Source organism: Streptococcus oralis subsp. tigurinus, assembly GCF_002096275.1.
Classification (GTDB): Bacteria; Bacillota; Bacilli; order Lactobacillales; family Streptococcaceae; genus Streptococcus; species Streptococcus oralis_CN.
The window spans coordinates 912,097-938,770 of sequence record NZ_NCUG01000018.1 but is presented as its reverse complement, the minus strand read 5'-3'; the positions used below and the strand labels follow the sequence as shown (position 1 = coordinate 938,770).

The 26,674-nt window shown below is 40.2% G+C and carries 26 protein-coding genes; 24 read left to right on the top strand and 2 right to left on the bottom strand.

All coding sequences use genetic code 11. From position 1 onward, the window contains the following. The first annotated feature begins 50 nt into the window (after nucleotides 1-50). From B7725_RS10040 to recA, 9 genes are all read left to right on the top strand, one after another. Nucleotides 51-4,871: an SdrD B-like domain-containing protein gene (locus B7725_RS10040; protein ID WP_205012941.1), complete on the top strand. Its 4,821-nt coding sequence runs from the start codon at nucleotides 51-53 to the stop codon at nucleotides 4,869-4,871. A gap of 254 nt (nucleotides 4,872-5,125) precedes the next feature. Next, nucleotides 5,126-6,133 (top strand): Cna B-type domain-containing protein, encoded by a 1,008-nt coding sequence (locus B7725_RS10035; RefSeq protein ID WP_205012940.1) that lies wholly within the window; start codon nucleotides 5,126-5,128, stop codon nucleotides 6,131-6,133. 429 nt (nucleotides 6,134-6,562) lie between these two features. After that, a complete protein-coding gene (ndk, locus tag B7725_RS09655) occupies nucleotides 6,563-6,982 on the top strand; it encodes a nucleoside-diphosphate kinase (protein WP_033585778.1) in 420 nt (139 codons plus the stop codon). Nucleotides 6,983-7,118: 136 nt separating this feature from the next. Continuing rightward, a complete protein-coding gene (locus B7725_RS09650) occupies nucleotides 7,119-7,742 on the top strand; it encodes a hypothetical protein (RefSeq protein WP_007520749.1) in 624 nt (207 codons plus the stop codon). Between the two features lie 85 nt (nucleotides 7,743-7,827). Next, nucleotides 7,828-8,271 (top strand): tRNA (adenosine(37)-N6)-threonylcarbamoyltransferase complex ATPase subunit type 1 TsaE, encoded by a 444-nt coding sequence (tsaE, locus tag B7725_RS09645; protein WP_084875938.1) that lies wholly within the window; start codon nucleotides 7,828-7,830, stop codon nucleotides 8,269-8,271. Next, complete coding sequence (locus B7725_RS09640) at nucleotides 8,261-8,782, top strand: GNAT family N-acetyltransferase (protein WP_000455522.1); 522 nt, start codon at nucleotides 8,261-8,263, stop codon at nucleotides 8,780-8,782. The genes tsaE and B7725_RS09640 overlap by 11 nt, the downstream gene beginning before the upstream one ends. A gap of 4 nt (nucleotides 8,783-8,786) precedes the next feature. Next, complete coding sequence (gene lytR, locus B7725_RS09635; RefSeq protein ID WP_084875969.1) at nucleotides 8,787-9,827, top strand: glycopolymer--peptidoglycan transferase LytR; 1,041 nt, start codon at nucleotides 8,787-8,789, stop codon at nucleotides 9,825-9,827. A gap of 73 nt (nucleotides 9,828-9,900) precedes the next feature. Then, complete coding sequence (locus B7725_RS09630) at nucleotides 9,901-11,157, top strand: competence/damage-inducible protein A (protein ID WP_084875936.1); 1,257 nt, start codon at nucleotides 9,901-9,903, stop codon at nucleotides 11,155-11,157. Nucleotides 11,158-11,211: 54 nt separating this feature from the next. Then, complete coding sequence (recA, locus tag B7725_RS09625; RefSeq protein WP_001085448.1) at nucleotides 11,212-12,360, top strand: recombinase RecA; 1,149 nt, start codon at nucleotides 11,212-11,214, stop codon at nucleotides 12,358-12,360. Between the two features lie 118 nt (nucleotides 12,361-12,478). On the opposite strand, the gene B7725_RS09620 is transcribed toward recA, so the two are convergent. Next, nucleotides 12,479-13,033, bottom strand: a complete 555-nt coding sequence (locus tag B7725_RS09620; protein WP_000060288.1) for a GNAT family N-acetyltransferase — start codon at nucleotides 13,031-13,033, stop codon at nucleotides 12,479-12,481. Between the two features lie 109 nt (nucleotides 13,034-13,142). Here B7725_RS09620 and B7725_RS09615 point away from each other — a divergent pair, with 109 nt between their 5' ends. Together B7725_RS09615 and B7725_RS09610 are read left to right on the top strand one after the other, a co-directional pair. Continuing rightward, entirely contained in the window at nucleotides 13,143-14,513 is a 1,371-nt protein-coding gene (locus tag B7725_RS09615) for an MATE family efflux transporter (protein WP_084875935.1), read from the top strand. A gap of 96 nt (nucleotides 14,514-14,609) precedes the next feature. After that, nucleotides 14,610-15,326 (top strand): YebC/PmpR family DNA-binding transcriptional regulator, encoded by a 717-nt coding sequence (locus B7725_RS09610; RefSeq protein ID WP_000532898.1) that lies wholly within the window; start codon nucleotides 14,610-14,612, stop codon nucleotides 15,324-15,326. Between the two features lie 47 nt (nucleotides 15,327-15,373). Here B7725_RS09610 and B7725_RS09605 read toward each other — a convergent pair whose 3' ends face one another. Next, nucleotides 15,374-16,063, bottom strand: coding sequence for a DUF308 domain-containing protein (locus B7725_RS09605; protein ID WP_084875933.1), 690 nt, complete (start codon nucleotides 16,061-16,063; stop codon nucleotides 15,374-15,376). A gap of 193 nt (nucleotides 16,064-16,256) precedes the next feature. On the opposite strand from B7725_RS09605, the gene B7725_RS09600 reads away from it, so the two are divergent. From B7725_RS09600 to B7725_RS09540, 13 genes are all read left to right on the top strand, one after another. Continuing rightward, nucleotides 16,257-16,718: a MarR family winged helix-turn-helix transcriptional regulator gene (locus tag B7725_RS09600; RefSeq protein WP_084875932.1), complete on the top strand. Its 462-nt coding sequence runs from the start codon at nucleotides 16,257-16,259 to the stop codon at nucleotides 16,716-16,718. Continuing rightward, complete coding sequence (locus tag B7725_RS09595) at nucleotides 16,702-18,471, top strand: ABC transporter ATP-binding protein (RefSeq protein ID WP_084875930.1); 1,770 nt, start codon at nucleotides 16,702-16,704, stop codon at nucleotides 18,469-18,471. Before B7725_RS09600 ends, B7725_RS09595 begins: the two co-directional genes overlap by 17 nt. Further along, nucleotides 18,461-20,221 (top strand): ABC transporter ATP-binding protein, encoded by a 1,761-nt coding sequence (locus B7725_RS09590; protein WP_084875929.1) that lies wholly within the window; start codon nucleotides 18,461-18,463, stop codon nucleotides 20,219-20,221. Before B7725_RS09595 ends, B7725_RS09590 begins: the two co-directional genes overlap by 11 nt. A gap of 97 nt (nucleotides 20,222-20,318) precedes the next feature. Continuing rightward, complete coding sequence (locus tag B7725_RS09585) at nucleotides 20,319-20,822, top strand: phosphatase PAP2 family protein (RefSeq protein WP_084875927.1); 504 nt, start codon at nucleotides 20,319-20,321, stop codon at nucleotides 20,820-20,822. Nucleotides 20,823-20,935: 113 nt separating this feature from the next. Continuing rightward, nucleotides 20,936-21,382, top strand: a complete 447-nt coding sequence (locus tag B7725_RS09580; protein ID WP_084875926.1) for a LytTR family DNA-binding domain-containing protein — start codon at nucleotides 20,936-20,938, stop codon at nucleotides 21,380-21,382. Nucleotides 21,383-21,387: 5 nt separating this feature from the next. Then, nucleotides 21,388-22,062, top strand: coding sequence for a LiaF transmembrane domain-containing protein (locus tag B7725_RS09575; protein WP_084875924.1), 675 nt, complete (start codon nucleotides 21,388-21,390; stop codon nucleotides 22,060-22,062). A gap of 104 nt (nucleotides 22,063-22,166) precedes the next feature. Next, entirely contained in the window at nucleotides 22,167-22,355 is a 189-nt protein-coding gene (gene rpmB, locus B7725_RS09570; RefSeq protein WP_001140948.1) for a 50S ribosomal protein L28, read from the top strand. Between the two features lie 152 nt (nucleotides 22,356-22,507). Continuing rightward, a complete protein-coding gene (locus tag B7725_RS09565; protein ID WP_000216438.1) occupies nucleotides 22,508-22,873 on the top strand; it encodes an Asp23/Gls24 family envelope stress response protein in 366 nt (121 codons plus the stop codon). Nucleotides 22,874-22,875: 2 nt separating this feature from the next. Continuing rightward, nucleotides 22,876-24,543 (top strand): DAK2 domain-containing protein, encoded by a 1,668-nt coding sequence (locus tag B7725_RS09560; protein WP_084875923.1) that lies wholly within the window; start codon nucleotides 22,876-22,878, stop codon nucleotides 24,541-24,543. Nucleotides 24,544-24,667: 124 nt separating this feature from the next. After that, nucleotides 24,668-24,874 (top strand): hypothetical protein, encoded by a 207-nt coding sequence (locus B7725_RS09555; protein ID WP_000390701.1) that lies wholly within the window; start codon nucleotides 24,668-24,670, stop codon nucleotides 24,872-24,874. After that, nucleotides 24,871-25,065 carry a hypothetical protein gene (locus B7725_RS09550; RefSeq protein WP_061865285.1) on the top strand — a complete coding sequence of 65 codons (195 nt, stop codon included), beginning with the start codon at nucleotides 24,871-24,873 and terminating at the stop codon, nucleotides 25,063-25,065. The genes B7725_RS09555 and B7725_RS09550 overlap by 4 nt, the downstream gene beginning before the upstream one ends. After that, a complete protein-coding gene (locus B7725_RS09545) occupies nucleotides 25,052-25,927 on the top strand; it encodes an ABC transporter ATP-binding protein (protein WP_084875921.1) in 876 nt (291 codons plus the stop codon). Before B7725_RS09550 ends, B7725_RS09545 begins: the two co-directional genes overlap by 14 nt. 12 nt (nucleotides 25,928-25,939) lie before the next feature. After that, the gene (locus tag B7725_RS09540; RefSeq protein WP_084875920.1) at nucleotides 25,940-26,674 is read left to right on the top strand and encodes an ABC transporter permease; all 735 of its coding nucleotides are present in this window, start codon (nucleotides 25,940-25,942) and stop codon (nucleotides 26,672-26,674) included.

Below are 26,674 nucleotides of genomic sequence, written 5' to 3'. Positions count from 1 at the left end.
CAATATTGGAATATCAGATATTCTAATATAGATTGGAGTGGATGAAATTGATGGATAATACGAAAACACTACAAAAATTAACGGCTTTATTCTTAGTTTTTATAATGCTGTTTGGGATAATTGTTCCGAACACTGTTGTTTTTGCAGAAGGAGTATTAGCTAAAGATACAATGACAGATGTCAAAAAAACTGGTAATGAAACTAAAGAAAAGATAGCTCCTGAGGATCAAGCAGATAAACAGGACAATAAAACAGATTCTAAAAAAACTGATAAGGAAGCTGAAGAAAAGATAGCTCCTGAAGAACAAAAAGATAAGCAGGAAACTAAAGATGAAACAAAAGAGGATGAGTCAGAAGTTAAAGAAGAAACAACTAAGCCTAAATTTAATCAATCTTTAACGAAATCAGTTTCTTTGAATCCCGGAGCTCCAATGGATAATGGTAAACTTATGGTATATGATGACAATCATAAGATTAAAGATACATCAAATGGAGATGGAACATCAGTAAATCCATATAATTTGGCAACTATGACGGATACATTGTTTACCATAAACTATACTCCTTTTTTCCGTACAAAAGATGATGGGAGTAATGAGTTTGGAGATCAAAAAATTGTTGTCGATTTACCAACTTACGGATTTAAATTAGCGAATCCCGGAATTGAAGGAGTTCAGTTTGAAAAAATTACATTGCTTGATGCAAGGGGGAATGTAATACCATTAGATTCAGCAGCACAAACTAATTATGATAAAGTTACAAAAATTATCTATGATATCAATGATAATTTCCTTCGATCTTTGGGCGGAGGTTCAAGTTTGGTATTTAATATCGCCTTTAATAGACGTAGTTTAACAGATGAAGAATGTAAAAAGTGGATTGCTGAAGGAAAACTTGAAACAAAACTGAATGTTACTGCCTGTGAAGGAGAAAATAACACACCGATTAATAGTACAGGAAATTCATCAGAATATAAATGGAGAATGTCACCAACAAATTATGACGATCCTAAAACTACAGTAACAGGAAATCGTCATCTAAATGCAAGTAGTCTGGCGAAGATTGCGAATTCTGGATTCATAAGATTTTATGATACAGATCCTGCAAGTGGTCCATTTACTGGTAACAAAGATTACTATTATTATAAGCAAGGAACAATTCATGACGCGGATACTCCTCTAATGAGTTTAAAACATATCAAGGTTTATGTTCCGAAAAATGGAAGTGTTGAAGGAAATTTCATTTTACAAAAATTACAAATCAGAAATGGTTTATATGATTTAGATCTTGCTTATTATGCCAAGGTCAGTGAAATGAAAAATGATGGTGATGGTAAGGGAAATTACTATCTCATAACACCAAGGAAACCTCTCTATAATAATGGAAGTGACCACAAATGGAACGATGCATTTACAAAGGGATTTTCACCTATTTGGCAAGTTCCTGATGGAATCGACAATATTGGTTCAGATACTTTATATGAAGCTACAACACCTGAATTTGTTTTTGAAACTCCAAATGGAACAGACGGCAAAAAGGAAGTTGTTATCAGCGCTGATGGACAAGGCGTAAAGATTAAAACTATGAAAGCTAATACTGTCGATGGATATGAAATTCATAGTTTTGCTGGACCTGGATATCAACTTTATAAAAATGCTGGAGGATTTTATACTGCAAATGCAGTTTCTGCAGATGCAAAGTATTCTGATGTTGGCTATACACGTTTAAGTAATGAATATTATATTCTAAAAGATGCCAATGGAGAATGGAATGAGTATTTTCCAAAGAATAAAACTGGTGCAACAGTTGAAACTTATGAATTTCCTGAAGAAATTCAACCTACTGCATGGAAAGGAACTGCTCAAACATGGAATACAGATTCTTATAAAGTAGCAAAAGTAGTTTATACTACAGCAGATGGTAATGAACACACAGCAGATGTAAATTCACCTGTTCATTTAGCAAATAAAGTCCATAATTTTCCTGAAGTTAAATTTGACACTTCTGGTGGAAGAGTAACTAAAGTTGAAGTTCATTGGGAGTACTTAAACAATGATACTTTTAATGCAAGTACACATTTTGCTGGTAACTATAAGGAAAATGTTAGAAGACAGTCATTTGCTCAAAGTAAATTTGATATTTATGTTACACCTACAGCTACAGGACATTTGCAGATAAAATATTCTGCAAAATCTACTGATCCAACTGCGGATGCAAATGATAATTTTGATTATGAAGCTAATAAAGCTGTGAAAAGTCCTGTTAATAATGTGAGTGGAAAAGCAAAGGATGATTTCTTCTGGACAACTGTAACTCAAAAGAAATGTACACCTTTGAAAGCTGAGAGTACTGGTGATAGATTAAAGGAAAATGTATTATATCCAAATCAAGCGGAGAATGGAACTTTTTATGATACTTGGAAATTGTTCTTTGATTATGGAACGAAGAAAGAATTTTCTCCTGTAACGAAAAATCCAAGAATTGATTTGACAGTGGGAACTTTGAATCTCAAAGGACTTGATTCTAAGGCTGACAAAACTGGACTTTTGACTGGGAAATTTACAGCAAATAAATCCTTAAGTGGTTGGAAAATTATTTATAAAACTGCGGATAATGTACTTGGAATAGAGGGTACAGAAAAAGTATATAATATTGGAAATATTGAAGATGGAACAAAAATAGACCTTGGAATTAATAGGGATATTGAACATTTATCAAGTATAGTTTTAACTTATGATGGAGTATATAATATTGAGCCATTTGCCGATAAAGAAACAGGAGAAGCAGTATTATTTTCCAATATTGAATATGAACTTAGAAATACTGATTTTAAAGGCAATCCATTAACTATAGAAAAGGAAAAAGGTGCATGGTATGGTCCAAATTACTTTGTTCAAAATTTAGAAGGCAAATATTATAATGAAAGTTGTAGCGATGGAAATCATATTCATGATGCAGGAAAAGGGCAAGACTTTGGTGGTAGAACATGGAATAGTATAAAACTACCGCAACGTTATGGTATTCTTACTAGAACTTACATCGTTACAAATAAGACTGCCGATAATGTGATTGAGCCTTCAGGTAATGATACAAATAATTCTATTTCTCAATCAGGAACAAGTACTCAAAAGGTTAAATTTAATACAAAAGCTTACGCTTATGCTATGAACTCAGACATGCCCGAAGCGGGTAAGATGCCTTATGGAATTCCTGAATCCGCTTATGTAGAAATAAAAGATAAACAATTTGCTGCAGATGTAGATAAGTGTAAGTTTTTAGGATTTGATAATGCATCTGGCAATGTTATTATTAAACAAGTTACAGATGCTGATGGTAGAGTATGGATTAAAATGTCTATTACAGAAGCGGGCATACAAGCTTTAAATAGACAATTTAGAGAAATTACTAAGAATAAAGCTTTTTCTTACTATTATTACTACAATGATAGTGTACTTAAATTTATGGAAGATCCAGTTGTCATTGCACTGAAGAGTTTTAGATACACAAGTGTTACATCTCCGGGAGAAAATGAACATTATCCTTATGGAATGGTTTATTATGATATGAGTCCACTTGAAACGAAGCTGGATGGAAGTAAAAATGAATATTATAGCCATGCAAAGATTGAAGGAGATTTATTCCAATTATCAGAAAATGCAGCAAATGCTCTTGATGCTACCAAAGAAAAGAAATTATTTGGAATAGATTTAAGCAAGGTACAAGTAGTTGTAGCTAAGAATACTGCCGTAGGTTCAAATTTATTCCCCGGAAAATATGATAATATCGTCTATGGAACAGCGGGAAGTAAATTCCCTACACAGACTTTCTATCCGGATGAAAGAGATAATTTACGAGGAGATTTCTTCGTTCAAGCACCAGACTCAGATGGATTTAAGGATTTTAAGGCTATTATTGAAATTCCTAAAAAAGATAAATCCATATCATATACTCAGCAAAACGAAACTGTTCAAACACCGAAAACCCAAGTGGATATGTATTTGACCGGTGAAGTTGCAGTTATGGGAGATAGTCGTCCAGGAAAACAAGAGTTTAGTTATAGTATAGATGGTGGAAATACATTTATTTCTGCAGCGGATGTAACAGATTGGGAACAAGTAACTCATGTTAAACTTGATTTGGGAGAACTTCCTAAAGGCAGTCAGGTCAATATTAAGTTACCGCTTAAAACTCATGCGAAAACGACAACGGATGAACTTGAAGCATATATTGGTGGAAGTTTTGAAACGACTGATTATACAGGAGTTAAAACGAGTGGATATATAAATCCTGCAAAATATATTTATGGGAATTATGCAGTTATTTCATCAGATGTATGGTGGGATAAAAATGAAAATGGAAAACTTGATGAGGGGGAAACAAAAGCAAAAGGTGTTAAACTTGAACTATATTCTCCTAATCATGATATGACTATTAATAACAAGTTAATTCCTGCTAATACTTTGATTCATAGTTCAACTACAGATGAAAATGGAAAATATGAATTAAAGAGTTTTATAAATGAGGCTGGTCAATGGGTAAAAGTTACGATGCCAGATGGCGAAACTAAACTAACATTGAAAGCCAATCACTCTGAGATGGAAGAAACAAAAAATTCTGACTTTGATAGAACAAGCTATATAACAGCTGAATTACCTGAATTAGTAAAAGAAAAACCTCTTGAAATTATAGGTTGCGGACTTATAAGAGTACCCAAGATAAAAACAGAGCCTGTTAAGATACATGTTGGAGAAGAGTCAGAAGAAGGAGCGGCAAAAGCTGTTGCAACAAGTGATCATCCTACTGTATCTCCTGAATTAAAATATATTGAGTTGCAAATGATGTGGCTGATGTTGATGGTGGTGGTAAAATAAGAGGAAAATCTACGGGAAAAATTAAAGCTGAAGTTACAACAACAAACACATTAGCTAGTAGCGATCAGGCAATACCTGAAGATACCGTAAAAGCGGAGTACGATATTATTGTTTATGGAAAGGTAAATTATAATAAAAATCACGCTGATGTAACTGGAGAAGCACCAAAGGATAATAACGAATACTATCCATCCATTACAGAAAATGGAAATGATGCCGATACTGATAAGGTAACGGTCTTAGATGCAGGTACGATGAAACGATCTGGATATCTCTTCAAGGGATGGAATACACAAGCTGACGGTAAAGGCACTATGTATTCAAAGGGAGATACATTTAAGACAGGAACAATTGATAAAGATGTAGAGTTATATGCAATTTGGTCTTTAATATGGGCACCAATGGAAATTCCAACCCGAGCGATCACGGTCACAAAAGAGTGGCAAGGGTCAGATGGCAACAAGATCGACGCGCCTGTAGACAGTGTCACAGTCGAACTCTATAAAGACGGCGTGGCAACTGGTCAAGTACAAGAGTTGACCAAAGCCAACAACTGGACAGCCAGCTTTGAGCAACAGCCAGTCTCTGCGACCCTTGGTGGCGAAGCTCATCAGTACACCGTCAAAGAAGTTGGCGAAATCTTAAACAACATTCAAGTGACAGGCAAGTGGTATGGAGTCGGTTACGCAGGAAGCATGAAAGAAGGCTTCACCATTACCAATAAGGAAAAGACTCCGTGGGCTCCAATGATCCCACCAACCCGAGCGATCACGGTCACAAAAGAATGGGAAGATTCAGCTGGTAACGATGTATCTGCGCCTGTAGATAGTGTCAAAGTAGAACTCTACAAAGACGGCGTGGGCACAGGTCAGTTACAAGAGCTGACGTCAGATAATAACTGGACAGCCACCTTTGAGCAATTACCAGTATCCGCGACTTTGGGTGGAGAAGCCCATCAGTACACCGTCAAAGAAGTTGGCGAAATTTCAAACAACATTCAGCTTGCAGGCAAATGGTATGGTGTCCGTTATGAGGGAAGCGTGAAAGAAGGCTTCACGATTACCAATAAGGAAAAGACTCCAACAAAACCTTCTACACCAAATGATCCAGAATCTAATAAACCAGAAGTACCAAGTACAAGTAATAACAAGATATTGCCTAAAACGGGAGATGCAAGTAACGTATCCCAATATGCATGGATAATGTTAGCCTCAGGAGTATTACTGATGCTAATGGGATATAGACGTAAGAATCAAGGATAGTAGAAGTAAGGAAGAACAACACTACTGTAAAGGATAGTGCTTAGAGGTCATTAAGCTAACTTACTTGAATAAGTTTTATAAGTTTATAGTTGAAAAGAAGAATAAAAAGGCAGAGATGATAGGTTCTTTGTCAATTGTAGTGGATGACATATAACTAAGCACGAGAGAGAATCAGATTGGTTCTCTCTTTTTGATATTCAAAGCAATGAGAATTCTAGTTTTAAAGTTGTCAAAGTTCTTCAAGTTTTGTGTTAGGTTATGGATGAAACTTAACGTTAAGGCTCTTATTATCGGCAGGCTTCTTCAGGCAATTTGAATATTAAGATTTACCTACTTTAGAAATGATAGAGCTTGCTAATTTCAGAAAATTTTCCAACTTTTTCATAAAGTGTGGTAGAATAGAAGAACTAAAATGACAAGGGGATTTATATGGAACAAACATTCTTTATCATTAAGCCAGATGGTGTGAAGAGAGGTCTAGTTGGCGAGGTTTTGAAAAGAATTGAGCGACGTGGTTTCAAACTCGAAAAATTAGAGTTACGTTCAACAGTTTCAGAAGATTTGATTGACCAACATTATCGCGACTTAGTTGGAAAAAGTTTTTATCTTCCTATCCGCCAATTTATGACCTCAGGTCCAATAATTGTGGGAATCATTTCAGGTCCCAAGGTAATTGAAAGCTGGCGTGACATGATGGGGGCTACTCGTCCAGAAGAGGCTCTTCCGGGGACCATCCGGGGGGATTTTGCTAAGGCGGCAGGAGAAAATCAAGCCATTCAAAACGTCGTACATGGGTCAGATTCAGAAGAGTCAGCTAAACGAGAAATCGCCCTCTGGTTTAAGGATTAGATTAGAAGAGAACAGTTCTGTGAATGACGGAACTGTTTTTTGTACCGTTCAGCGTCCTAATGTGACATTTTGGAAGTCATTTATCATTTTCTAATCCTGTCAGAGTATAATTTCTTATACGGAGGAAGAAAAGGAAATGATGAAATCAATTCGTGTTTTATTATTATTAGCTGTCGCTCAAATTTTATTTGGAAGTTGTTTATTGTGGAAGGAATCATTTTTATCCTTAAGAGAAGGAAATGTCTATTTTTTAATTCTCATAGTGGGAGTTTCTGGCTTTTGTGCTGGGATTAATTACTTCCATACCTTGGGTCAGAAAAGTCATAGTATTTTGCGTGTTCAAAAGAAAGTAAGCCTTGTTTATAGCCTTCTTTTAGTAGTCAATCTTCTGGCAACCTGTCTGGTTCTCACAGAAAGCATCCAAACCACTAGCAAATTGCAGCAGGATCTTGTTGACCTCTTTCTGCCGTCCTTCTTTTTCTTGCTGGGAGTAGATCTATGGATTTTCTTACCTTTTGATAAATATATTCGGGATATGGACAACCATCTCAACAAGAAGAGAACGGTTGTGATTTCCGTTTTAGGCACGATTATTTTCTTGAGAAATCCCGTAACGATCTCCTCCATTCTCCTTTATATCGGTCTCGGTTTTTTATGTGCGCGTTTCCTCTTTCCAAAATCCGTGCAAAGGGAAATTTCATTTTACGGACATGTGATTCGCGATGTTTTATTTGTTATTTGTATTTTTACCTTTTTCTGAGGAAGGCAAGGAGAACTATAAATTTAGCATAGTAAGTCTATAAAGAAAATTCACACAAAAGAAAACTTTTTGGTATAATAGTAACATGTACACAAAAAATGAAGAAGAGCTTCGAGCTCTCGGAGAAAGATTAGGTCATTTGCTTCAAAAAGACGATGTTCTGATCTTGACGGGAGAGTTGGGTGCGGGTAAAACAACCTTTACAAAAGGCCTTGCCAAGGGTTTGGATATCCGTCAGATGATTAAAAGTCCAACTTATACTATCGTGAGAGAGTATGAAGGGCGTCTGCTACTTTACCACTTGGATGTCTACCGTATCGAAGGAGACGCTGATTCTATTGACTTGGATGAGTTTCTCTTTGGTGGCGGTGTGACTGTTATTGAGTGGGGGCATCTTTTGGGTGAGGATTTACCAGATTCCTATTTGGAATTGGAAATTTTGAAAGAAGCAGAGGGTCGTTGTCTTCATTTTACGGCTCATGGCCCTCGGGCTGAACAACTCATCAAGGAGCTTCATGATGGAGTATGAGTTGTGCATTCGTGAGGCAGAGACTTCAGATGCTACAGCTTTGATTGCATTTTTAGATTGTGTCGGTCAAGAGACAGACCTCACTAGCCTAGATGAAAATGGTATCATGATGACAGCGTCTGAAATGGCTCTTTTTATCGAAAAACAAGCTGCATCGGAGAATCAAATTACTCTTCTCGCCTTACTGAATGATGAGATTGCAGGTATCTTAAATATCACAGCGGATCAACATTTAAGAGTTCGGCATATTGGAGATGTTTTTCTAGCAGTTCGCAAGAAATTTTGGAACCAAGGCTTGGCGACTATACTTCTAGAAGAAGGCATCGAGTGGGCTAAAGCCAGTGGTGTCTTGCGCCGTTTGCAACTTAGTGTACAAAAACGAAATGAGGCTGCTATCCACCTCTATTCAAAAATGGGATTTATCATAGAAGGCTTGCAAGAAAGAGGAGCCTATTTAGCAGAAGGGATATTTTTAGATGTTTGTCTGATGGGCAAATTGATAGATGAATAACAAGATGATTAAAAAATTAATTGGAATGGTTCTAGGTTTCCTAGCAGTAACAGTTTTAGGTGTAGCGGTTTATGGCTATACCATCTACCAACAGGGAACAGAAACCCTAAGTAAAAAGACTTACAAAAAAATCGGGGAAGAAACCAACGTTATCGAAGCGACGGAGCCACTGACTATCCTCTTGATGGGGGTAGATACGGGAAATTCGGAACGTACAGATCCGTGGGCAGGGAATAGTGATTCTATGATACTCCTGACGGTTAATCCCAAAACAAAGAAAACCACTATGATGAGTTTGGAACGGGATATTTTGACTAAGATCGAGAATGAAAATGGCCAAGTTCAGGAAGCCAAACTCAATGCGGCCTATGCTAATGGTGGTGCGGAACTTGCAATTTCTACTATTCAAAAGATGATGAATATCCACATTGACCGCTATGTAATGGTCAACATGCAAGGCCTTCAACAATTGGTGGATGCAGTTGGTGGGATCACCGTCAACAATACACTTGGTTTTCCAATTTCTATCACTGACCAAGAAGAGTTTAATAAGATTTCCATTGGTGTTGGGGAACAAAACTTGAATGGTGAGGAAGCCTTGGTGTATTCACGGATGCGTTACCAAGACCCTGAAGGAGACTACGGCCGTCAAAAGCGTCAACGTGAAGTCATTCAAAAAATCGTTGAGAAGGTTTTGAGCCTAAACAGTGTGAGCCATTATCAAGGTATCCTCAAAGCTTTGAGTGATAACATGCAGACCAATGTGGACTTATCAGCTAAGAGCATTCCACAATTGCTCGGCTATCAAGATTCTTTCAAAAATATTGAGACGCATCAATTGCGCGGAGAAGATGCTGAGCTACAAGGGATTTCTTATCAGATTGTCACTTCAGAACATATGCTCGAAATGCAAAATCTCTTGCGTAGTTCACTGGGTAAAGCGCCAGTGACAGAATTGGAAACCAATGCGGTACTGTACGAAACAGCCTTTGGTCGGACAGCGCCTTCAACCAGTACTAGTGTTTCAAACGAAGAGGTAGAATAAAACAAAGAATCAAATCGTGGGAAATTTCCTGCGATTTTTTCAAAAAAATTCGAATAGATAAATAGGAGGAAAAATGAAAGCAGAAATTATTGCTGTCGGAACAGAAATTTTAACAGGGCAGATCGTCAATACCAATGCTCAGTTTTTATCAGAGAAGTTAGCCGAAATCGGGGTAGATGTTTATTTTCAAACAGCTGTCGGAGACAATGAAGCTCGTCTTTTGTCCTTGCTTGAGATTGCGAGTCAACGTAGTAATCTTGTGATTTTGACAGGGGGCTTGGGACCAACCAAGGATGATTTGACCAAACAAACTCTGGCTAAATTTTTGGGAAAAAATCTAGAGTTTAATCCTCAAGCGCAGGAAAAACTAGATATCTTTTTTGCCCAAAGGCCAGACTATGCGCGAACACCAAATAATGAGCGGCAAGCCCAAATTGTAGAAGGGGCGACCCCACTACCAAATGAGACTGGTTTAGCAGTAGGAGGGGTGTCGGAAGTAGATGGCGTGACCTACGTAGTCCTTCCAGGACCGCCAAGTGAGTTGAAACCCATGGTCTTAAATCAGCTCTTACCCAAGTTAATGACTGGTACTAAGCTCTATTCACGAGTGCTCCGTTTCTTTGGAATTGGGGAGAGTCAGTTGGTGACCATTTTGGCGGATTTGATTGACCATCAAACAGATCCGACCTTGGCGCCGTATGCCAAGACGGGAGAAGTGACCTTGCGCTTGTCCACAAAAGCAGTCAGTCAAGAAAAGGCTGATCGAGTGCTGGATATCCTAGAAAATCAAATCTTGGATCGTCAGACTTTTGAGGGAATTTCTCTGCGAGACATCTGTTATGGATATGGGGAAGAAACCAGTCTCGCAAGTGTCGTTGTAGAAGAGCTAAAGAAGAGACAGAAAAGCATTACTGCGGCAGAAAGCTTGACGGCAGGTCTCTTTCAGGCTACTTTAGCAGACTTTTCAGGTGTTTCAGCTATCTTTAATGGAGGGTTTGTTACCTACAGTCTAGAAGAAAAGTCTAAGATGCTGGATATTTCCGAGCAAGAGCTGAAAGAGTACGGAGTCGTTTCTGAGTTTACGGCTCGAAAAATGGCAGAGCAGGCACGACTCAAGACTCAGTCTGAGTACGGAGTCAGTTTGACGGGTGTGGCAGGGCCAGATAGCTTAGAGGGGCATCCAGCTGGGACAGTCTTTATAGGATTGGCACAGGAGCAAGGAACTGAGGTCATCAAAGTTAATATTGGAGGCAGAAGTCGAGCAGATGTACGTCACATCGCGGTTATGCATGCCTTTAACCTAGTTCGCAAGACTTTATTAAGTGACTAACTTTTGATATAATAGTAAATAGGTCTAAGGACCAGTAGAATATAGGAGAATAGAATGGCGAAAAAACCAAAAAAATTAGATGAAATTTCAAAAAAGTTTGGAGCGGATCGTGAAAAAGCCTTGAACGATGCTCTTAAATTGATTGAGAAAGACTTTGGTAAAGGCTCAATCATGCGTTTGGGCGAGCGTGCGGAGCAAAAAGTTCAAGTGATGAGCTCAGGGTCCTTGGCTCTGGACATTGCTCTTGGTTCAGGTGGTTATCCTAAGGGACGTATCATCGAAATTTATGGACCAGAGTCTTCTGGTAAGACAACGGTTGCCCTTCACGCTGTCGCGCAAGCACAGAAAGAAGGTGGTATTGCAGCCTTTATCGATGCGGAACATGCTCTTGACCCAGCCTATGCTGCAGCCCTTGGTGTGAACATTGATGAGTTACTCTTGTCACAGCCAGACTCAGGTGAGCAAGGCCTTGAAATTGCAGGAAAATTGATTGACTCAGGTGCAGTTGACCTCGTCGTTATCGACTCAGTTGCGGCCCTTGTACCTCGTGCGGAAATTGATGGGGATATTGGAGATAGTCACGTTGGTTTGCAAGCTCGTATGATGAGCCAGGCCATGCGTAAACTTGGTGCTTCTATCAATAAGACCAAAACAATTGCCATCTTTATCAACCAGTTGCGTGAAAAAGTTGGGGTCATGTTTGGAAATCCTGAAACAACACCTGGTGGACGTGCTCTGAAATTCTACGCTTCAGTCCGTTTGGATGTTCGTGGAAGCACACAAATCAAGGGAACTGGTGACCAAAAAGATACCAATGTCGGTAAGGAAACCAAAATTAAGGTCGTGAAAAACAAGGTGGCTCCACCATTTAAGGAAGCCTTTGTTGAAATCATGTACGGAGAAGGGATTTCTAAGACCGGTGAGCTCTTGAAGATTGCAAGTGATCTCGATATTATCCAAAAAGCAGGAGCATGGTACTCTTACAAGGGTGAAAAAATCGGGCAAGGATCAGAGAATGCTAAGAAATACTTGGCAGATCACCCAGAGATTTTTGATGAGATTGACCATCAGGTTCGTGTTCAATACGGTTTGATTGAAGATGAAGAGGGAACCGTTCCTACTTCTGTCGCAGAAGATCTAGCACCTAACCAAGAAGTGACGCTTGACCTAGGCGATGGACTTGAAATCGAAATTGAAGAATAAAGATAAAACTAGGGAAAGATTTCAAAATTATAAAAACGCATAATATCAAGTATTCATAACCTTGATATTATGCGTTTTATCGTGAGAAAGTTCATTAGACTTCTCTTCCTTGAAACAACTAATGATCACTAAAGCGTCTGTATTTGATATGAAAGTCAAAATAATGTTCATCTTGTAATTTTTGGAAGATGTCGCGATAGGCTTCCTCGTCGAAATGGTCACCGCGGTAGAGAATTTCAAAACTCAAGCCATCATACTCTAGAAAAGCGTTAGCTGTTTTAAAGCCATTTTGTTGATAGAAGCTCATACGAGCTTTTCTTTGTTCCAAGTTATCGCATTCTTCATCCAATCGCTCCACTTCAAGCAACATGGTCCGCTGGTAAAAATCAGTTAGTTTGTCGATAATTTCCTTCCCGTACCCGTGACTTCTTAAGTGAGGCATGATGGCAAAAAAGCTAATATAGAAGGCATTTTGGTTGGAGATGGCAAAAGCAAAGCCAACAAATTCTTCTTCGTTATAAAAAGCAAAAAAGTGGGCGTCATCTCGGTCCTGATAGCGCAAAAACTCAGAAAGAGGGACTCGTTCTTCCTCGGGGAAAGCTTCGTTATTTAGCTTTTCAACTTTATCAAGATCTGGAAACACATCGGTTATTAATTGACTGGTCAAACTCATAAATGACCTCCTTTTCTTGATTATAGCAAATTGTCTCTCTGTAAGCAATTGATTTCAGGATTCGTTAAAGAATCTTGTCGGTCCTCTGGAAAGCTGATATAATATCTTTATGAATAAAAAACGAACAGTGGACCTGATTCATGGCTCCATTCTTCCCTCACTTTTGAGCTTCGCCCTTCCAATTCTGTTGTCCAATATCTTCCAACAACTATATAATACAGCTGACGTCTTGATTGTAGGGCGGTTCCTTGGACAAGAATCCCTAGCAGCAGTAGGAGCAACGACGGCTATCTTTGATCTGATTATCGGCTTTGCCCTCGGAGTTGGAAATGGGATGGGAGTTGTCATCGCTCGTCTTTACGGTGCTCGTAATTTTGCTAAGATTAAAGAAGCTGTTGCAGCAACTTGGATTCTGGGTGCCATCCTGAGTGCTCTTGTCATGCTGATAGGCTTCTTCGGTCTTTATCCACTCTTGCAATATTTAGAGACACCTGTAGAAATCCTTCCTCAATCCTATGAGTACATCTCCATGATTGTTACCTGTGTAGGGGTTAGTTTTGCTTACAATCTTTTTGCAGGCTTACTGCGCTCGATTGGTGATAGCCTTGCGGCTCTTGCTTTTCTTATCTTCTCAGCTATCGTTAATGTGATCTTGGATTTGTATTTTATTACGCAACTGCATCTGGGTGTTCAGTCTGCTGGTCTTGCGACTATTATCTCGCAAGGTCTGTCAGCTATTCTCTGTTATTTTTATATTCGTAAGAGTGTTCCAGAGCTTCTTCCAGGCTTGAAACATTTCAAATGGAATAAGGCTCTCTATGTGGATCTCTTGGAGCAGGGACTAGCCATGGGTCTGATGGGGTCAATCGTCTCTATCGGAAGTGTCATTTTGCAATCCTCTGTCAATAGTTTTGGTGCAGTCATTATCAGTGCTCAAACGGCAGCACGGCGAATCATGGCCTTTGCCTTGCTGCCAATGACAGCTATTTCAGCATCGATGACGACTTTTATCTCTCAAAACTTTGGGGCGAAACGTCCCGAACGTATTGTTCAAGGTCTTCGTTTAGGGAGCTATTTGAGTATGTCTTGGGCGGCCTTTGCCTGTGTTTTCCTATTTTTTGCCAGTCCTAGCCTAGTTTCTTTCTTGGCGAGTTCGACAGACAGCTATTTGGTAGAAAACGGGACCTTGTACTTATGTATCAGTTCGGTATTCTATCCATTTTTAAGCCTTTTATTGATTTATAGAAATAGCTTGCAGGGACTAGGCCAAAAACTTTTGCCACTTATATCTAGCTTTATAGAATTGTTTGGGAAAATTATTTTCGTAGCTTGGATTATTCCTTGGACAGGCTATACAGGTGTTATTCTCTGTGAACCGCTACTCTGGGTTGTGATGACTGTCCAACTTTACTTCTCCCTTTCCCGACACCCTTGGATAAAAGAAGGCAAGAAAATCGTGGCAGTCGGAGGGAAAGCCTAGCTTGCTTTGCAAAAGAAAATCCATTTCCTCTAGTGAAAATCAGCTAGACTTGTGTTATAATAAGAAAGATTAAAATGTGAAAAAAGGAGATTCCTAATGGGACGTAAATGGGCCAATATCGTAGCCAAGAAAACGGCTAAAGATGGAGCTAACTCTAAAGTATATGCAAAATTTGGTGTAGAAATCTATGTAGCAGCTAAAAAAGGGGAACCAGATCCAGAATCAAACACTGCTTTGAAATTCGTTATCGATCGTGCTAAACAAGCGCAAGTGCCGAAACACGTTATTGATAAGGCTATCGATAAGGCAAAAGGAAACACAGACGAAACCTTTACAGAAGGACGTTACGAAGGATTTGGACCAAATGGTTCTATGCTGATTGTGGATACCTTGACTTCAAACGTCAACCGTACAGCTGCGAACGTTCGTGCTGCTTTTGGTAAAAATGGCGGAAACATGGGTGCTTCAGGTTCTGTTTCTTACCTCTTTGACAACAAGGGTGTTATCGTATTTGCTGGTGATGATGCGGATGCTATCTTTGAATTGTTGCTTGAAGCAGATATTGATGTGGATGATGTAGAAGCGGAAGAAGGAACAATCACTGTTTACACAGCTCCAACAGACCTTCATAAGGCTATCGTTGCCCTTCGTGAGTCTGGTATTGAAGAATTTCAAGTGACTGAATTGGAAATGATTCCTCAGTCAGAAGTTGAGTTGTCAGGTGAAGATTTGGAAACCTTTGAAAAACTTTACAGCGTTCTTGAGGATGATGAGGACGTCCAAAAGATCTACACAAATGTCGATGGATTCTAATAAAAAAGCGAACAGACTTGCTAGCTGTTCGCTTTTTATATTTGAGATTAGATTCTGGTTCCAGAATCTCTTTGCTGCTGGCTTTCTCCTAGGCCTACAGCTATTTTATGAACTAGTAAGAGTTGACCATTATCCTGTTTTACAAAGGTTAGAGTAACGGTCTTGATTCTATCATCAATGCCAATATAGGTAATTTTCTTTGTGTCGTAGCCCTCAATAGTGGAATCAAACTCGGAGTCTGGCAGTCCGTGTTTTTTGATAATATCCTTGTAGTTGGTACCACCTTTTCCTTTGTTATCAAGGTCACCTTCAATTAAAGCGTCGAACTGTTCTTGTGTCCAAGTGAAGGTATCGTCTTCTTCCTCATCTTCGGGGAGTGAATCAATGGTATCATCTGTCAAGTCGCGTTCCATTGAGGAACTAGCTTCTCTATAGGAACGGTTAAACTCTCTGATAAAATCTTTGTAGACATTAGCGTACAGTATCTGGGTCGTAAAGAAAAGTACAACAGAAGCAACTGCGAGAGATGTTCCGATAATGGCCATTGTTTTCCGTTTTTTGAGATTGGCAATAAGTCCGATAATACCTAAGATCAACGCGACAATAGCGATGAAAAACGATAGATAGTTAATAAACGGGATCCAGGACCCTAAAAGTGCGATGGCTCCAAAAATGGTTGCTAAAATCCCTAAAACTTTTTGTTCTTCTGGTTTCATTTGAACGTTTTCTCCCTTCATCGAGTGAATGGATTCCTATCCACGGTAGCTAGTGTTTATTATAGAGAAAATATTCTCCAATGTCAATTCAGACTAAAATAGTTCTCTAGGAAACTTTTTTCTTGACATCTCTTCTGAAAGTGATAAAATAGTTCTCATGGAAACTTAATTAGTTCTCCTGAGAACTATATTCAATCGTGAGAAAGGAGCAATCATGGACAAGCCAATGTTGATGTTTAAACGCTTTGGACACCAGGTTCATCTGATGGTACAGAAAGAAGCCAAGCGATGTGGCATTGAATTTATGGGTGGACCGCAGGGGCAGGTTCTGCGTTTTTTAGATTGCCAAGAACAGTCTGAAAATCTGGTCTTAATTAAGGATATCGAGCAGGAACTCAATATTACTAAATCTGTTGCGAGTAATCTAGTCAAGCGCATGGTACAAAATGGTTTGGTTGAGCTAGAGGTCAGCCCGAGTGATAAGCGGGCAAAGTTTGTTCGCTTGACGGATAAATCGCGTTCGCAGATGCAAGAAGTTAAGGCTTTTTTTGATCGGATTGATCAGAGTCTGCTAGAGGGTGTTTCAAAGTCGGACTTGGCAATTTTTGAAAAGGTCCTCGGTCAGTTGCAAGAAAATGTTGAGAAGATAGGAGGAGAGAATGAAGAAACTCGCTAAACGTATTACAGGAAAAGAGTGGGGGATGATTGTCCTTACGATTCTTTTCACTTGTTTCTCGGTCTATCTCGAGTTAGAGGTACCGACCTACATTTCACAAATTACAGAGTTACTTGGAACGTCTGGAACGCAGTTGGATGCACTCTGGTCACCAGCTGCGAAGATGATTGGTTTGTCTTTATTGGCTTTCTTTTCATCTGTTATGGTTGGTTTCTTTGCCGCTCGCGTTGCAGCATCCTATACAACCCATCTACGCACTGATGTATTTCATCAGGTTTTGGATTTTTCGCAGACAGAGATCAAACGTTTTTCAATCCCAAGTCTCTTGACTCGGACGACCAATGATATCACTCAGATTCAGATGCTCTTTACTATGGGCTTACAGGTAGTGACTCGTGGGCCTATCATGGCCATCTGGGCCATTGGAAAAATCCTTGGGAAGTCGGAATACTGGCTCTGGGCAGTCGTTGTGGCTGTTATTGTGAATGTCTTGATGACCACTATTCTCATGACTCTGGCCTTTCCAAAACAATCTGTCATCCAAAAATTGACAGATAAACTCAATAGCATCACTCGTGAAAGCTTGACTGGGATTCGAGTTGTTCGTGCATACAATGCGGAAGATTACCAAGATGAAAAATTTGAAGCAGCCAATGATGAAGTGACGCGTCTCAACCTCTTTGTCAATCGATTGATGGCGATTATGAACCCGATCATGATGGCCATTTCAAGTGGACTAAGTTTAGCCATTTACTGGATTGGTGCCTATATCATCAACGACGCAAGTTTGGCAGAACGTTTGCCACTCTTTAGTGATATGGTGGTCTTCATGTCCTATGCTATGCAGGTCGTGATGGGCTTCCTTCTCATGGGAGCACTCTTTATCGTTCTTCCTCGTACCTTGGTTTCGGCAGGACGTATCAATCAAGTATTGGATCTGCATCCTTCTATTGAAAATCCTAGTCATGCACAGACGGCGGATCCTTTAATTCAAGGACAAGTGGAATTCCGTGATGTGACTTTCCGCTACTCTAAAAATTCTGAAGCAGTCGTGGAACATGTCACTTTCAAAGCAGAAGCGGGTCAAACCGTAGCCTTCATTGGATCGACTGGATCAGGTAAGTCCACCCTAGTCAACCTCTTACCTCGTTTTTACGACGTTTCAGATGGAGAAATCCTAGTGGACGAAGTTAATGTTCAAGACTATGACTTGGAAGATTTGCGCAACAAGGTTGGTTATATTCCTCAAAAAGCTGTGCTCTTTTCTGGAGATGTCAAGGAGAACTTAGATTTTGGTAAGAGCAAAGAAACTCCTCTAAGCGAAGCTACTATGTGGCAAGCCCTTGAATTGGCCCAGTCTAAAAGCTTCATAGAGGATAAGGAAGCAGGTCTTGCATCAGAAGTAGCCCAAGGTGGAACCAACTTCTCAGGAGGTCAAAGACAGCGTTTGGCCATTGCGCGTGCCTTGGCTCGTAAACCAGAGATTCTCATCTTTGATGACTCTTTCTCAGCCTTGGACTACAAGACAGATCGTGTCCTTCGCCAAGAGCTAGCTGAGAAAACAAAATCCATGACCAAGCTCATCGTAGCGCAACGGATTTCTACTATTATGGACGCCGACCTGATCTTAGTTTTGGATCAAGGTAAAGTCGTGGGACAAGGCACCCACAAGGAACTTCTTGCAACCAACGAAGTCTACCAAGAAATTGCCTACTCACAACTATCGAAGGAGGAATTGGAACATGGAAAATAAAAAAGTTTCGGTCTGGAAACAGTGCAAACCTTATATGGCAGGCCTCCAACTCCCTCTCCTAATAGCAGTTGTGGCTGCAGTCATTTCAAGTATCATTACCGTTTATGGTCCAACTAAGATTAAAGAAATTACTAACTTGATTTCAGATGGCTTGATGACAGGAATTGATTTAGAGGCTGTGTCAAGTATTGCTAGCTTTTTAGTGATTCTCTATGTATTTGGCGCCATCCTTAACTATACACAGGCCTATATCTTTTCAACGAGTATCCAACATTTTTCAAAACGCTTGCGGACGGCTATCGCTGAAAAGATTAATCGTTTGCCACTTGGCTATTTTGACCGTCATTCACAAGGAGATACCCTTTCGCGCGTGACCAATGATGTGGATACAGCAGCGCAATCTCTCAACCAAAGTCTAGGGACAGTTCTTTCAGCTAGTTTCTTGTTGATTGCTGTCTTGGTGACCATGTTTGGGATGAACTGGATTTTGGCATTGGTAACCGTTGTATCAACCCTTGTTGGTTTTGCAGCGGTTTCCGTAATCATGGCCAAGTCACAGGGTTATTTTAAAGCTCAACAAAATAATCTAGCAGCCGTCAATGGTTATGTGGAAGAGATGTACTCTGGACACAATGTAGTGACCAGCTACAACGCAGTAGATACCTCCAAAGCGAGATTTGCTGGTTTAAACCAAGACTTGCATGACAGTATCTGGAAATCTCAATTTATCTCTGGTATCATGATGCCAGCCATGATTTTTGTTGGGAACTTTAGTTATGTATTAGTCATCATCGTTGGGGCCGCGCTGGCGTTAGAAGGGCATATCACTATAGGGATTATCGTAGCCTTTATGATTTACGTACGGACCTTCTCTCAACCTCTGTCACAGATTGCCCAAGGGATTACGAGCTTGCAACAAGCGAGTGCAGCCATGACTCGTGTATTAGAATTTTTGGCTGAAGCAGAGATGCAAGATGAATCTCATAAGGAAAGACAATTGAGCAACATGAAAGGGGAAGTAGTCTTTGATCACGTGTCCTTTGGCTATACACCAGAGCGCACCATCATCCATGACTTTTCTGCGACAGCTCATGCAGGTCAAAAGGTCGCAATCGTTGGACCGACTGGAGCTGGTAAGACAACCATTGTCAATCTTTTGATGAAGTTCTATGAGATTGATGAGGGAAGCATCCGTATTGATGGTGTTGATACCAAGGACATGAAGCGCTCGGAAGTACACGATGCCTTTTCAATGGTCTTGCAAGACACTTGGCTCTTTGAGGGAACGATTCGAGAGAACCTGATCTATAATCAGACAGACATCAGTGATGAGCGGATGATGGAAGCCAGCAAGGCTGTGGGAATCCACCACTTTATCATGACCTTGCCAGACGGTTACGACACTATCTTGGACGATACCGTGACCTTGTCTGTCGGACAAAAACAACTCTTAACCATTGCTCGTGCTTTGTTGAAAGATGCACCGCTCTTGATTTTGGATGAAGCGACATCCTCAGTCGACACACGTACAGAGGAGTTGATTCAAAAAGCTATGGACCGTTTGATGGAGGGTCGAACTTCCTTTGTCATCGCCCACCGCTTGTCAACTATTCGTAATGCCGACTTGATTCTTGTCATGAAAGATGGCAATATCATTGAGCAAGGAAACCATGAGGAGTTGATGGCGCAAGGTGGCTTCTACGCTGACTTGTACAATAGTCAATTTACAGAAGACGAAGCAGAAGAATAAATCTAAAGAAGGCTTGACGGCCTTCTTTTTCTGCACTATACTAGAAGACAAATGCCTCACCGGTAGACAAAAACAAGGTAATGAATGAGAAGTATAAATGAAAAATTATCAAGAATGGTATCGAAATATCAGCTCCAGGCTCACCAGTCATCCCACCCTTCTATTTCTGTTACGCAGTTTTAATCGCTTGATGACAGTCACCATGCCCCTGGTCTATCTGATTTTGCTAGTCACCACTTACCTGAAACTAGGACTGGGTCAGCAAGTTGGGATTTATTTGTTTATCCCTGCCTCGGGCTTTGTGATTTTGTCTCTTTTTCGTAAGAAAATCAACCACCCGCGACCTTATGAAACTTGGGACATCAGTCCTCTGCTTGAAAAGGATAGTTCGGGACAGTCGATGCCCAGTCGCCATGTCTTTTCGGCAACCATCATCTCCATGGCCTGTCTGCATGCTAGTCTACCTGTTGGCTTAGCATGCCTGCTCTTTTCAGCTTTGCTGGGATTGGTGAGGGTTTTAGGGGGTGTGCATTATCCAAAGGACGTCTTGGTTGGCTATATTTGCGGTCTGGTGTGGGGGTTCCTTTTCTTCCCATTCTGACATGTAAGTTAAGCTAGTCCTACAACCACTTACTGCTTCATATTGACCACTTGCTTTTTTACCCTTGTATTCCTAACTTAGCTTTGATATAGTAGAGTCAGAAAGGAGATGTGATGAAGTTACGAATTGAGATTGACGGCAATTTAGAGGAGACTGAAATTGTCATCAAGACCCCTGCTTTGACAGATGAAATTGCAGACTTGCAACGGCTCTTGCAAGAGTCAAAGGCTCCGAGGTTAACTTTTTACAAGGGAACAGGTGAATATTATCTAGACCTGTCAGAAATTCTCTTCTTTGAAACAGAAGGGAGCAAGATCTACGCCCATACCCAGAAAGAAGCCTATGAGGTTCGCCTCAAGCTCTATGAGTTGGAGACCATCTTGCCTCGCTATTTCAGTCGGGTATCCAAGTCGACCATTGCAAACATCCGTCAGATTTACTCAGTGGACAAGTCCTTTTCAGGAACGGGCACCATTTCCTTTTATCAGACGCACAAGGAGGTTCATGTCTCACGACATTACCAGTCCCTCCTAAAAGAAAATCTAAGAAACATGAGGTAAAAAACATGAAAAAGAAAGCATTTGGTATTATTTTATTGGTTTTAGCAGCCTGGATCTTGCTGCAAGGAAATTTTGGAATCCCTTCTTTGGATGGCAAAATATGGCCCTTGATCGGTATCGTCTTTTTTGCCTACCAATCAGTTGAGGCTTTGCTTCGTCGTCATCTAACATCGGCAGTTTTTACCGCTCTAGTAGCCCTCATGATTGCCAATCATTTTTATAACATTTTGCCTATTCCAAACCAGTCTTTGTTTTGGGCTAGTATCTTAGCAGTGCTAGGTGTCGGATATCTCACTCGCTCAAGTAAGTTTTGGTACGGGAAAAAATGGTGGTACAACGGTGAACGAACAGTCATCACGGATAAGGAAGTCGCTTTTGGTAGTGGGACCTTCTATAAGCAAGATCAAGATCTTGTAGATGACCAAGTTGAAGTTGCTTTTGGAGATGCAAAAATCTACTATGATAATGCAGAGATGTTAGGTGATTTTGCAACTTTAAATATTGAAGTGGCCTTCGGGAATGCAACTGTCTATGTTCCACAACACTGGCGTGTCGATTTGAAAGTAGAAACCTCCTTTGGTGCAGCTAAGGCAGATGCTCCTGTAGCGCCAACAAACAAAACCTTGATTATCCGTGGGGAAGTCGCTTTTGGTAAACTTGGAGTTGTTTACGTTAAATAAAAAAATAGTTTAGGCCCTTGATAAATTCGAGAAAGTGTGATAACATAGTACGGTATGTGGTGCTAGCACATCCGCTATATTAGATCTAATAGGAGGAAAACACAATGGCTAAAGTATGTTACTTTACAGGTCGTAAGACTGTATCAGGAAACAACCGTTCACACGCGATGAACCAAACAAAACGTGCCGTAAAACCAAACCTTCAAAAAGTTACTGTTCTTATCGATGGTAAACCTAAAAAAGTTTGGGCTTCAGCTCGTGCTTTGAAATCAGGTAAAGTTGAACGCGTTTAATAAAGATGAAAAGACCGCTTAGGTCTTTTTCTTTTGCTCTATGGATAAAATCATTTGAAAAATAGAGTAAATATCCGCCAATACAGCATTCTGCTTTTACACTTGGGCTGAAATATGATAAAATAGAGTATCAACTAGTTGAGGTAAAAAAAATGACTGTAAAAATTAATACAAAAGATGGTCAAATCGAACTGACAGATGAAGTGATTGCAACCGTAGTAGGTGGTGCCGCAACCGAGATTTTTGGAGTGGTCGGTATGGCTAGTAAAAATGCCCTCAAAGACAATTTCCAAGCCCTCCTTGGTAAGGAAAATTATTCTAAGGGTGTTGTCGTGAAGGCAGCCGAAGATGGTAGCATTGCAGTTGATGTTTATACCGTATTGAGCTACGGAGTAAAGATAAGCGAAGTGTCAAAAAACATTCAAGAGCGTGTTCGTTTTAGTTTAGAAAATCAACTAGGAATTACTGCTCAGACTGTGAATGTCTACATTCAAAATATCAAAGTTGTAGGAGAATAATCGTGTCAAAAATTACTACCAGTTTATTCCAAGAGATGGTGCAGGCTGCATCAACTCGTTTGAATAAGCAAGCAGAATATGTCAATTCATTAAACGTCTTTCCAGTTCCAGATGGAGATACTGGGACAAACATGGGAATGACCATTGAAAATGGTGCCAAAGAAGTAGCAGACAAGCCTGCTTCTACAGTTGGAGAAGTAGCGAGCATTCTTGCCAAAGGGCTCTTGATGGGTGCGCGTGGGAACTCAGGGGTTATCACTTCTCAGCTCTTCCGTGGCTTCTCTCAGGCTATCAAGGAAAAAGATGAATTAACAGGTCAAGACTTGGCTCTTGCCTTCCAATCCGGTGTCGAAGTAGCTTATAAAGCAGTTATGAAACCAGTCGAAGGAACTATTTTAACAGTTTCTCGTGGTGCAGCCATTGGTGCCAAGAAAAAAGCGGAGCAAACAGATGATACTGTTGAGGTCATGCGTGCAGCCTTGGAAGGCGCGAAAGCAGCTTTGGCTAAGACACCAGAAATGCTTCCAGTCCTTAAGGAAGTTGGTGTGGTAGACTCAGGTGGTCAAGGTTTGGTCTTCATCTACGAAGGCTTCCTTTCAGCTCTTACTGGTGAATACAGTGCTTCTGAAGACTTTGTAGCGACTCCTGCCAACATGAGTGAAATGATCAATGCAGAGCACCACAAGTCTGTAGCAGGGCATGTGGCAACTGAGGATATTACCTTCGGTTACTGTACAGAGATCATGGTAGCTCTCAAACAAGGTCCAACTTATTCTAAGGACTTTGACTACGATGAATTCCGTAACTACTTGAATGACTTAGGTGACTCTCTACTTGTTGTCAATGATGATGAAATCGTCAAAGTTCACGTCCATACAGAAGATCCAGGTCTTGTCATGCAAGAAGGTCTCAAATATGGTAGCTTGATCAAGGTAAAAGTGGACAATATGCGTAATCAACACGAGGCGCAAGTTGAAAAAGAAGCAACTCAAGGAAACAAGCCTGCTGAAACAAAAGAGTATGCCCTTATCGCAGTAGTAGCTGGTCAAGGTTTAGCAGATATCTTCCGTGCCCAAGGTGTGGATTATGTCATCGAAGGTGGGCAGACGATGAACCCTTCAACAGAAGACTTTATCAAGGCTGTTGAACAGGTCAATGCTCGCAACATCATCTTCTTGCCAAACAACAAAAATATCTTTATGGCAGCTCAGTCTGCGGCTGAAGTGCTTGAACAACCTGCTGTTGTTGTAGAAGCACGTACAATTCCTCAAGGGTTGACCAGTCTTCTTGCCTTTGATCCAAGCAAATCAATCGAAGAAAACAAAGAACGTATGACTGCAGCCCTTGGTGATGTCGTAAGTGGTAGTGTAACAACAGCCGTTCGTGATACAACTATCGATGGATTAGCAATTCATGAAAATGACAATCTTGGTATGGTCGATGGGAAAATCCTCGTGTCAAACCCTGACATGCATCAAACCTTGACAGAAACATTGAAACATATGTTGAACGAAGATAGTGAAATCGTAACCTTCTATATTGGTGAAGATGGAAGTGAAGAATTGGCTAACCAAATCGCCCAAGAAATCGCAGAGGAATTTGAAGATGTTGAAGTAGAGATTCACCAAGGTCAACAACCTGTATATCCATATCTTTTCAGTGTGGAATAAAAATTTAATCGATTAAAAAGAAAGTTGATTTTGCAACTTTCTTTTTTTATGACATTTGTCATATTTCCTAGTGACAGAAGCATCTAGCTCCTCTAACTTCAAAGGACTATAATTGAAGTATGAAATGGAGGAAGAAGAAATGAAAAATAAAATGATTGTCGCAGTGAGTTTAGTAGCAGCAGGAGTTATGACCTATCTCATGTTTTCAGGATTGGACGAGGGTTTCTACCATTTTCCTTGGGAGCTCTTTGCTGGCTTTGGAATGATGTCTTGGCTTGTCAGAGAAGGTTTGAAATTGGTCAGAGATGTGAAAAAGGAGTTTGAGGAATGAAAAAAACAATCATCTATCTCTTTATCGGCCTGTCACTCTTAGTATGGTTAGTGGAAATGTTTACTGGTTGGTTTGACCAAACCTTGCTTCGCCAATTTATTCGTGGTGCTTGGGGTTTTGGATTTATGATTTTCGTTGTTTTCCCTATGGGAATGAAGTGGTTGAAAGGAGAATCTCATGACTGTGATTAAAGTTGAGAAATTGAGTAAGAAAATAAAAGACAAGGAGATCTTGCGGAACATCTCTTTTGAAATCCATCATGGTGAATGTGTCGCCTTGATTGGGCCTAACGGAGCAGGAAAAACAACCTTGATTGATTGCCTCTTGGGGGACAAGTTCATGAGCTCAGGTCAGGTCGCCATTCAAGGCTTTGCTCCAACAGATCCTCGATTAAAGCAGCTTATTTCTGTCTTGCCTCAAGAAAATGCAGTTGTTCAAAGCTTGAAAGTGAAAGAACTTCTATCATTTTTCAAGTCACTTTATCCCGACAGCCTTTCAGACAAAGAAATTGATGACTTGCTAAGATTCTCAGACAAGCAGAAAAATCAACTAGCGGGCAAGTTGTCTGGTGGGCAAAAACGTTTGTTCTCTTTTGTGTTGTCTTTAATAGGTCGTCCGAAAATTCTATTTTTAGACGAGCCAACTGCTGCCATGGATACCTCGACACGTCAGCATTTTTGGGAAATTGTCAATCAGTTAAAGAAAAAAGGTGTCACCATTGTCTATTCTTCTCACTATATCGAAGAGGTGGAGCATACGGCTGACCGCATTTTGGTTCTCCATAAGGGAGAATTGATTCGCGATACGACGCCTTATGCCATGCGTGGTGAAGAACAAGAAAAACATTTTACGTTACCTCTAACTTATCAGGAATTTATCAGCACTTTGGACCAGGTTCAAGAGCTTGAAATCAAGCAAAATGCTCTTTCCTTCACAACCAAAGAAGCTAGCCAGGTATGGAAAGCCTTGCAAGAACAGGGCTGCACGATCGAAGAAATTGAAGTTCGCAATCGAACTCTCTTAGACAGTATCTTCGAAACGACTCAAGATTAAAGGAGATTGACGATGAAAAATATGACAAGTCTCATGAAAGTGGAAATCATTCAAATGAAACGGCAAGCCGTCTACTACTTGCTTTCCATCGGACTCCCAAGTGTGTTTTATCTTATATTTTCTGGTATGATGTCAGGGTCAGATATTCCAGAAATTGTTCTTCAAGCCTATCTTTTTGCCATGACGCTCTTTAGTATCATGTCAAGCGCCTTTTTCAGTATCCCTAGTACACTCGAGTCTGATAAGACAAACAACTGGCAAAAATTGATTCAACATTCTCCTGTTTCTATGGTAGAATATTATGTATCAAAACTGTTCAGTACTCTACTGACTTTCTTGTTATCAATTATAGTTGTCTTTTCAGTTGGTCATTTTGTCCGTGGAGTAACTCTTCCTTGGCTTGATTGGTTGGTGATTGGAGTTATGTTGCTGGTCGGAAGCGTGGTCTTTATCAGCATGGGGGTCTTGGTGAGTTTGCTTCCCAGTGCTCAATTGATGACGGTTATTGGAAATATTGCCTATATTGCTTTGGCTGTCCTCGGTGGACTCTGGTTCCCTTTGAGTTCCTTCCCAGAATGGCTCCAATCCATTGGAAAACTGACCCCAACCTATCAACTGATGCAGGTTGTCTCTACTTATTTGGAGCACCACGAGTTTAACATTCTTGCCGCCTTGGTTGTACTAGGTTATACAGTTTTCTTTGGTGTCTTGGTCATTCAACTGAAAAAACGGATCGAGGTAAAATAA

Coding starts and splice junctions, on each gene's coding strand:
- B7725_RS10040 (WP_205012941.1), top strand. CDS start 51: ATGGATAATACGAAAACACTACAAAAATTAACGGCTTTATTCTTAGTT.
- B7725_RS10035 (WP_205012940.1), top strand. CDS start 5,126: ATGAAACGATCTGGATATCTCTTCAAGGGATGGAATACACAAGCTGAC.
- ndk (WP_033585778.1), top strand. CDS start 6,563: ATGGAACAAACATTCTTTATCATTAAGCCAGATGGTGTGAAGAGAGGT.
- B7725_RS09650 (WP_007520749.1), top strand. CDS start 7,119: ATGATGAAATCAATTCGTGTTTTATTATTATTAGCTGTCGCTCAAATT.
- tsaE (WP_084875938.1), top strand. CDS start 7,828: ATGTACACAAAAAATGAAGAAGAGCTTCGAGCTCTCGGAGAAAGATTA.
- B7725_RS09640 (WP_000455522.1), top strand. CDS start 8,261: ATGGAGTATGAGTTGTGCATTCGTGAGGCAGAGACTTCAGATGCTACA.
- lytR (WP_084875969.1), top strand. CDS start 8,787: ATGATTAAAAAATTAATTGGAATGGTTCTAGGTTTCCTAGCAGTAACA.
- B7725_RS09630 (WP_084875936.1), top strand. CDS start 9,901: ATGAAAGCAGAAATTATTGCTGTCGGAACAGAAATTTTAACAGGGCAG.
- recA (WP_001085448.1), top strand. CDS start 11,212: ATGGCGAAAAAACCAAAAAAATTAGATGAAATTTCAAAAAAGTTTGGA.
- B7725_RS09620 (WP_000060288.1), bottom strand. CDS start 13,033: ATGAGTTTGACCAGTCAATTAATAACCGATGTGTTTCCAGATCTTGAT.
- B7725_RS09615 (WP_084875935.1), top strand. CDS start 13,143: ATGAATAAAAAACGAACAGTGGACCTGATTCATGGCTCCATTCTTCCC.
- B7725_RS09610 (WP_000532898.1), top strand. CDS start 14,610: ATGGGACGTAAATGGGCCAATATCGTAGCCAAGAAAACGGCTAAAGAT.
- B7725_RS09605 (WP_084875933.1), bottom strand. CDS start 16,063: ATGAAGGGAGAAAACGTTCAAATGAAACCAGAAGAACAAAAAGTTTTA.
- B7725_RS09600 (WP_084875932.1), top strand. CDS start 16,257: ATGGACAAGCCAATGTTGATGTTTAAACGCTTTGGACACCAGGTTCAT.
- B7725_RS09595 (WP_084875930.1), top strand. CDS start 16,702: ATGAAGAAACTCGCTAAACGTATTACAGGAAAAGAGTGGGGGATGATT.
- B7725_RS09590 (WP_084875929.1), top strand. CDS start 18,461: ATGGAAAATAAAAAAGTTTCGGTCTGGAAACAGTGCAAACCTTATATG.
- B7725_RS09585 (WP_084875927.1), top strand. CDS start 20,319: ATGAAAAATTATCAAGAATGGTATCGAAATATCAGCTCCAGGCTCACC.
- B7725_RS09580 (WP_084875926.1), top strand. CDS start 20,936: ATGAAGTTACGAATTGAGATTGACGGCAATTTAGAGGAGACTGAAATT.
- B7725_RS09575 (WP_084875924.1), top strand. CDS start 21,388: ATGAAAAAGAAAGCATTTGGTATTATTTTATTGGTTTTAGCAGCCTGG.
- rpmB (WP_001140948.1), top strand. CDS start 22,167: ATGGCTAAAGTATGTTACTTTACAGGTCGTAAGACTGTATCAGGAAAC.
- B7725_RS09565 (WP_000216438.1), top strand. CDS start 22,508: ATGACTGTAAAAATTAATACAAAAGATGGTCAAATCGAACTGACAGAT.
- B7725_RS09555 (WP_000390701.1), top strand. CDS start 24,668: ATGGAGGAAGAAGAAATGAAAAATAAAATGATTGTCGCAGTGAGTTTA.
- B7725_RS09550 (WP_061865285.1), top strand. CDS start 24,871: ATGAAAAAAACAATCATCTATCTCTTTATCGGCCTGTCACTCTTAGTA.
- B7725_RS09545 (WP_084875921.1), top strand. CDS start 25,052: ATGACTGTGATTAAAGTTGAGAAATTGAGTAAGAAAATAAAAGACAAG.
- B7725_RS09540 (WP_084875920.1), top strand. CDS start 25,940: ATGAAAAATATGACAAGTCTCATGAAAGTGGAAATCATTCAAATGAAA.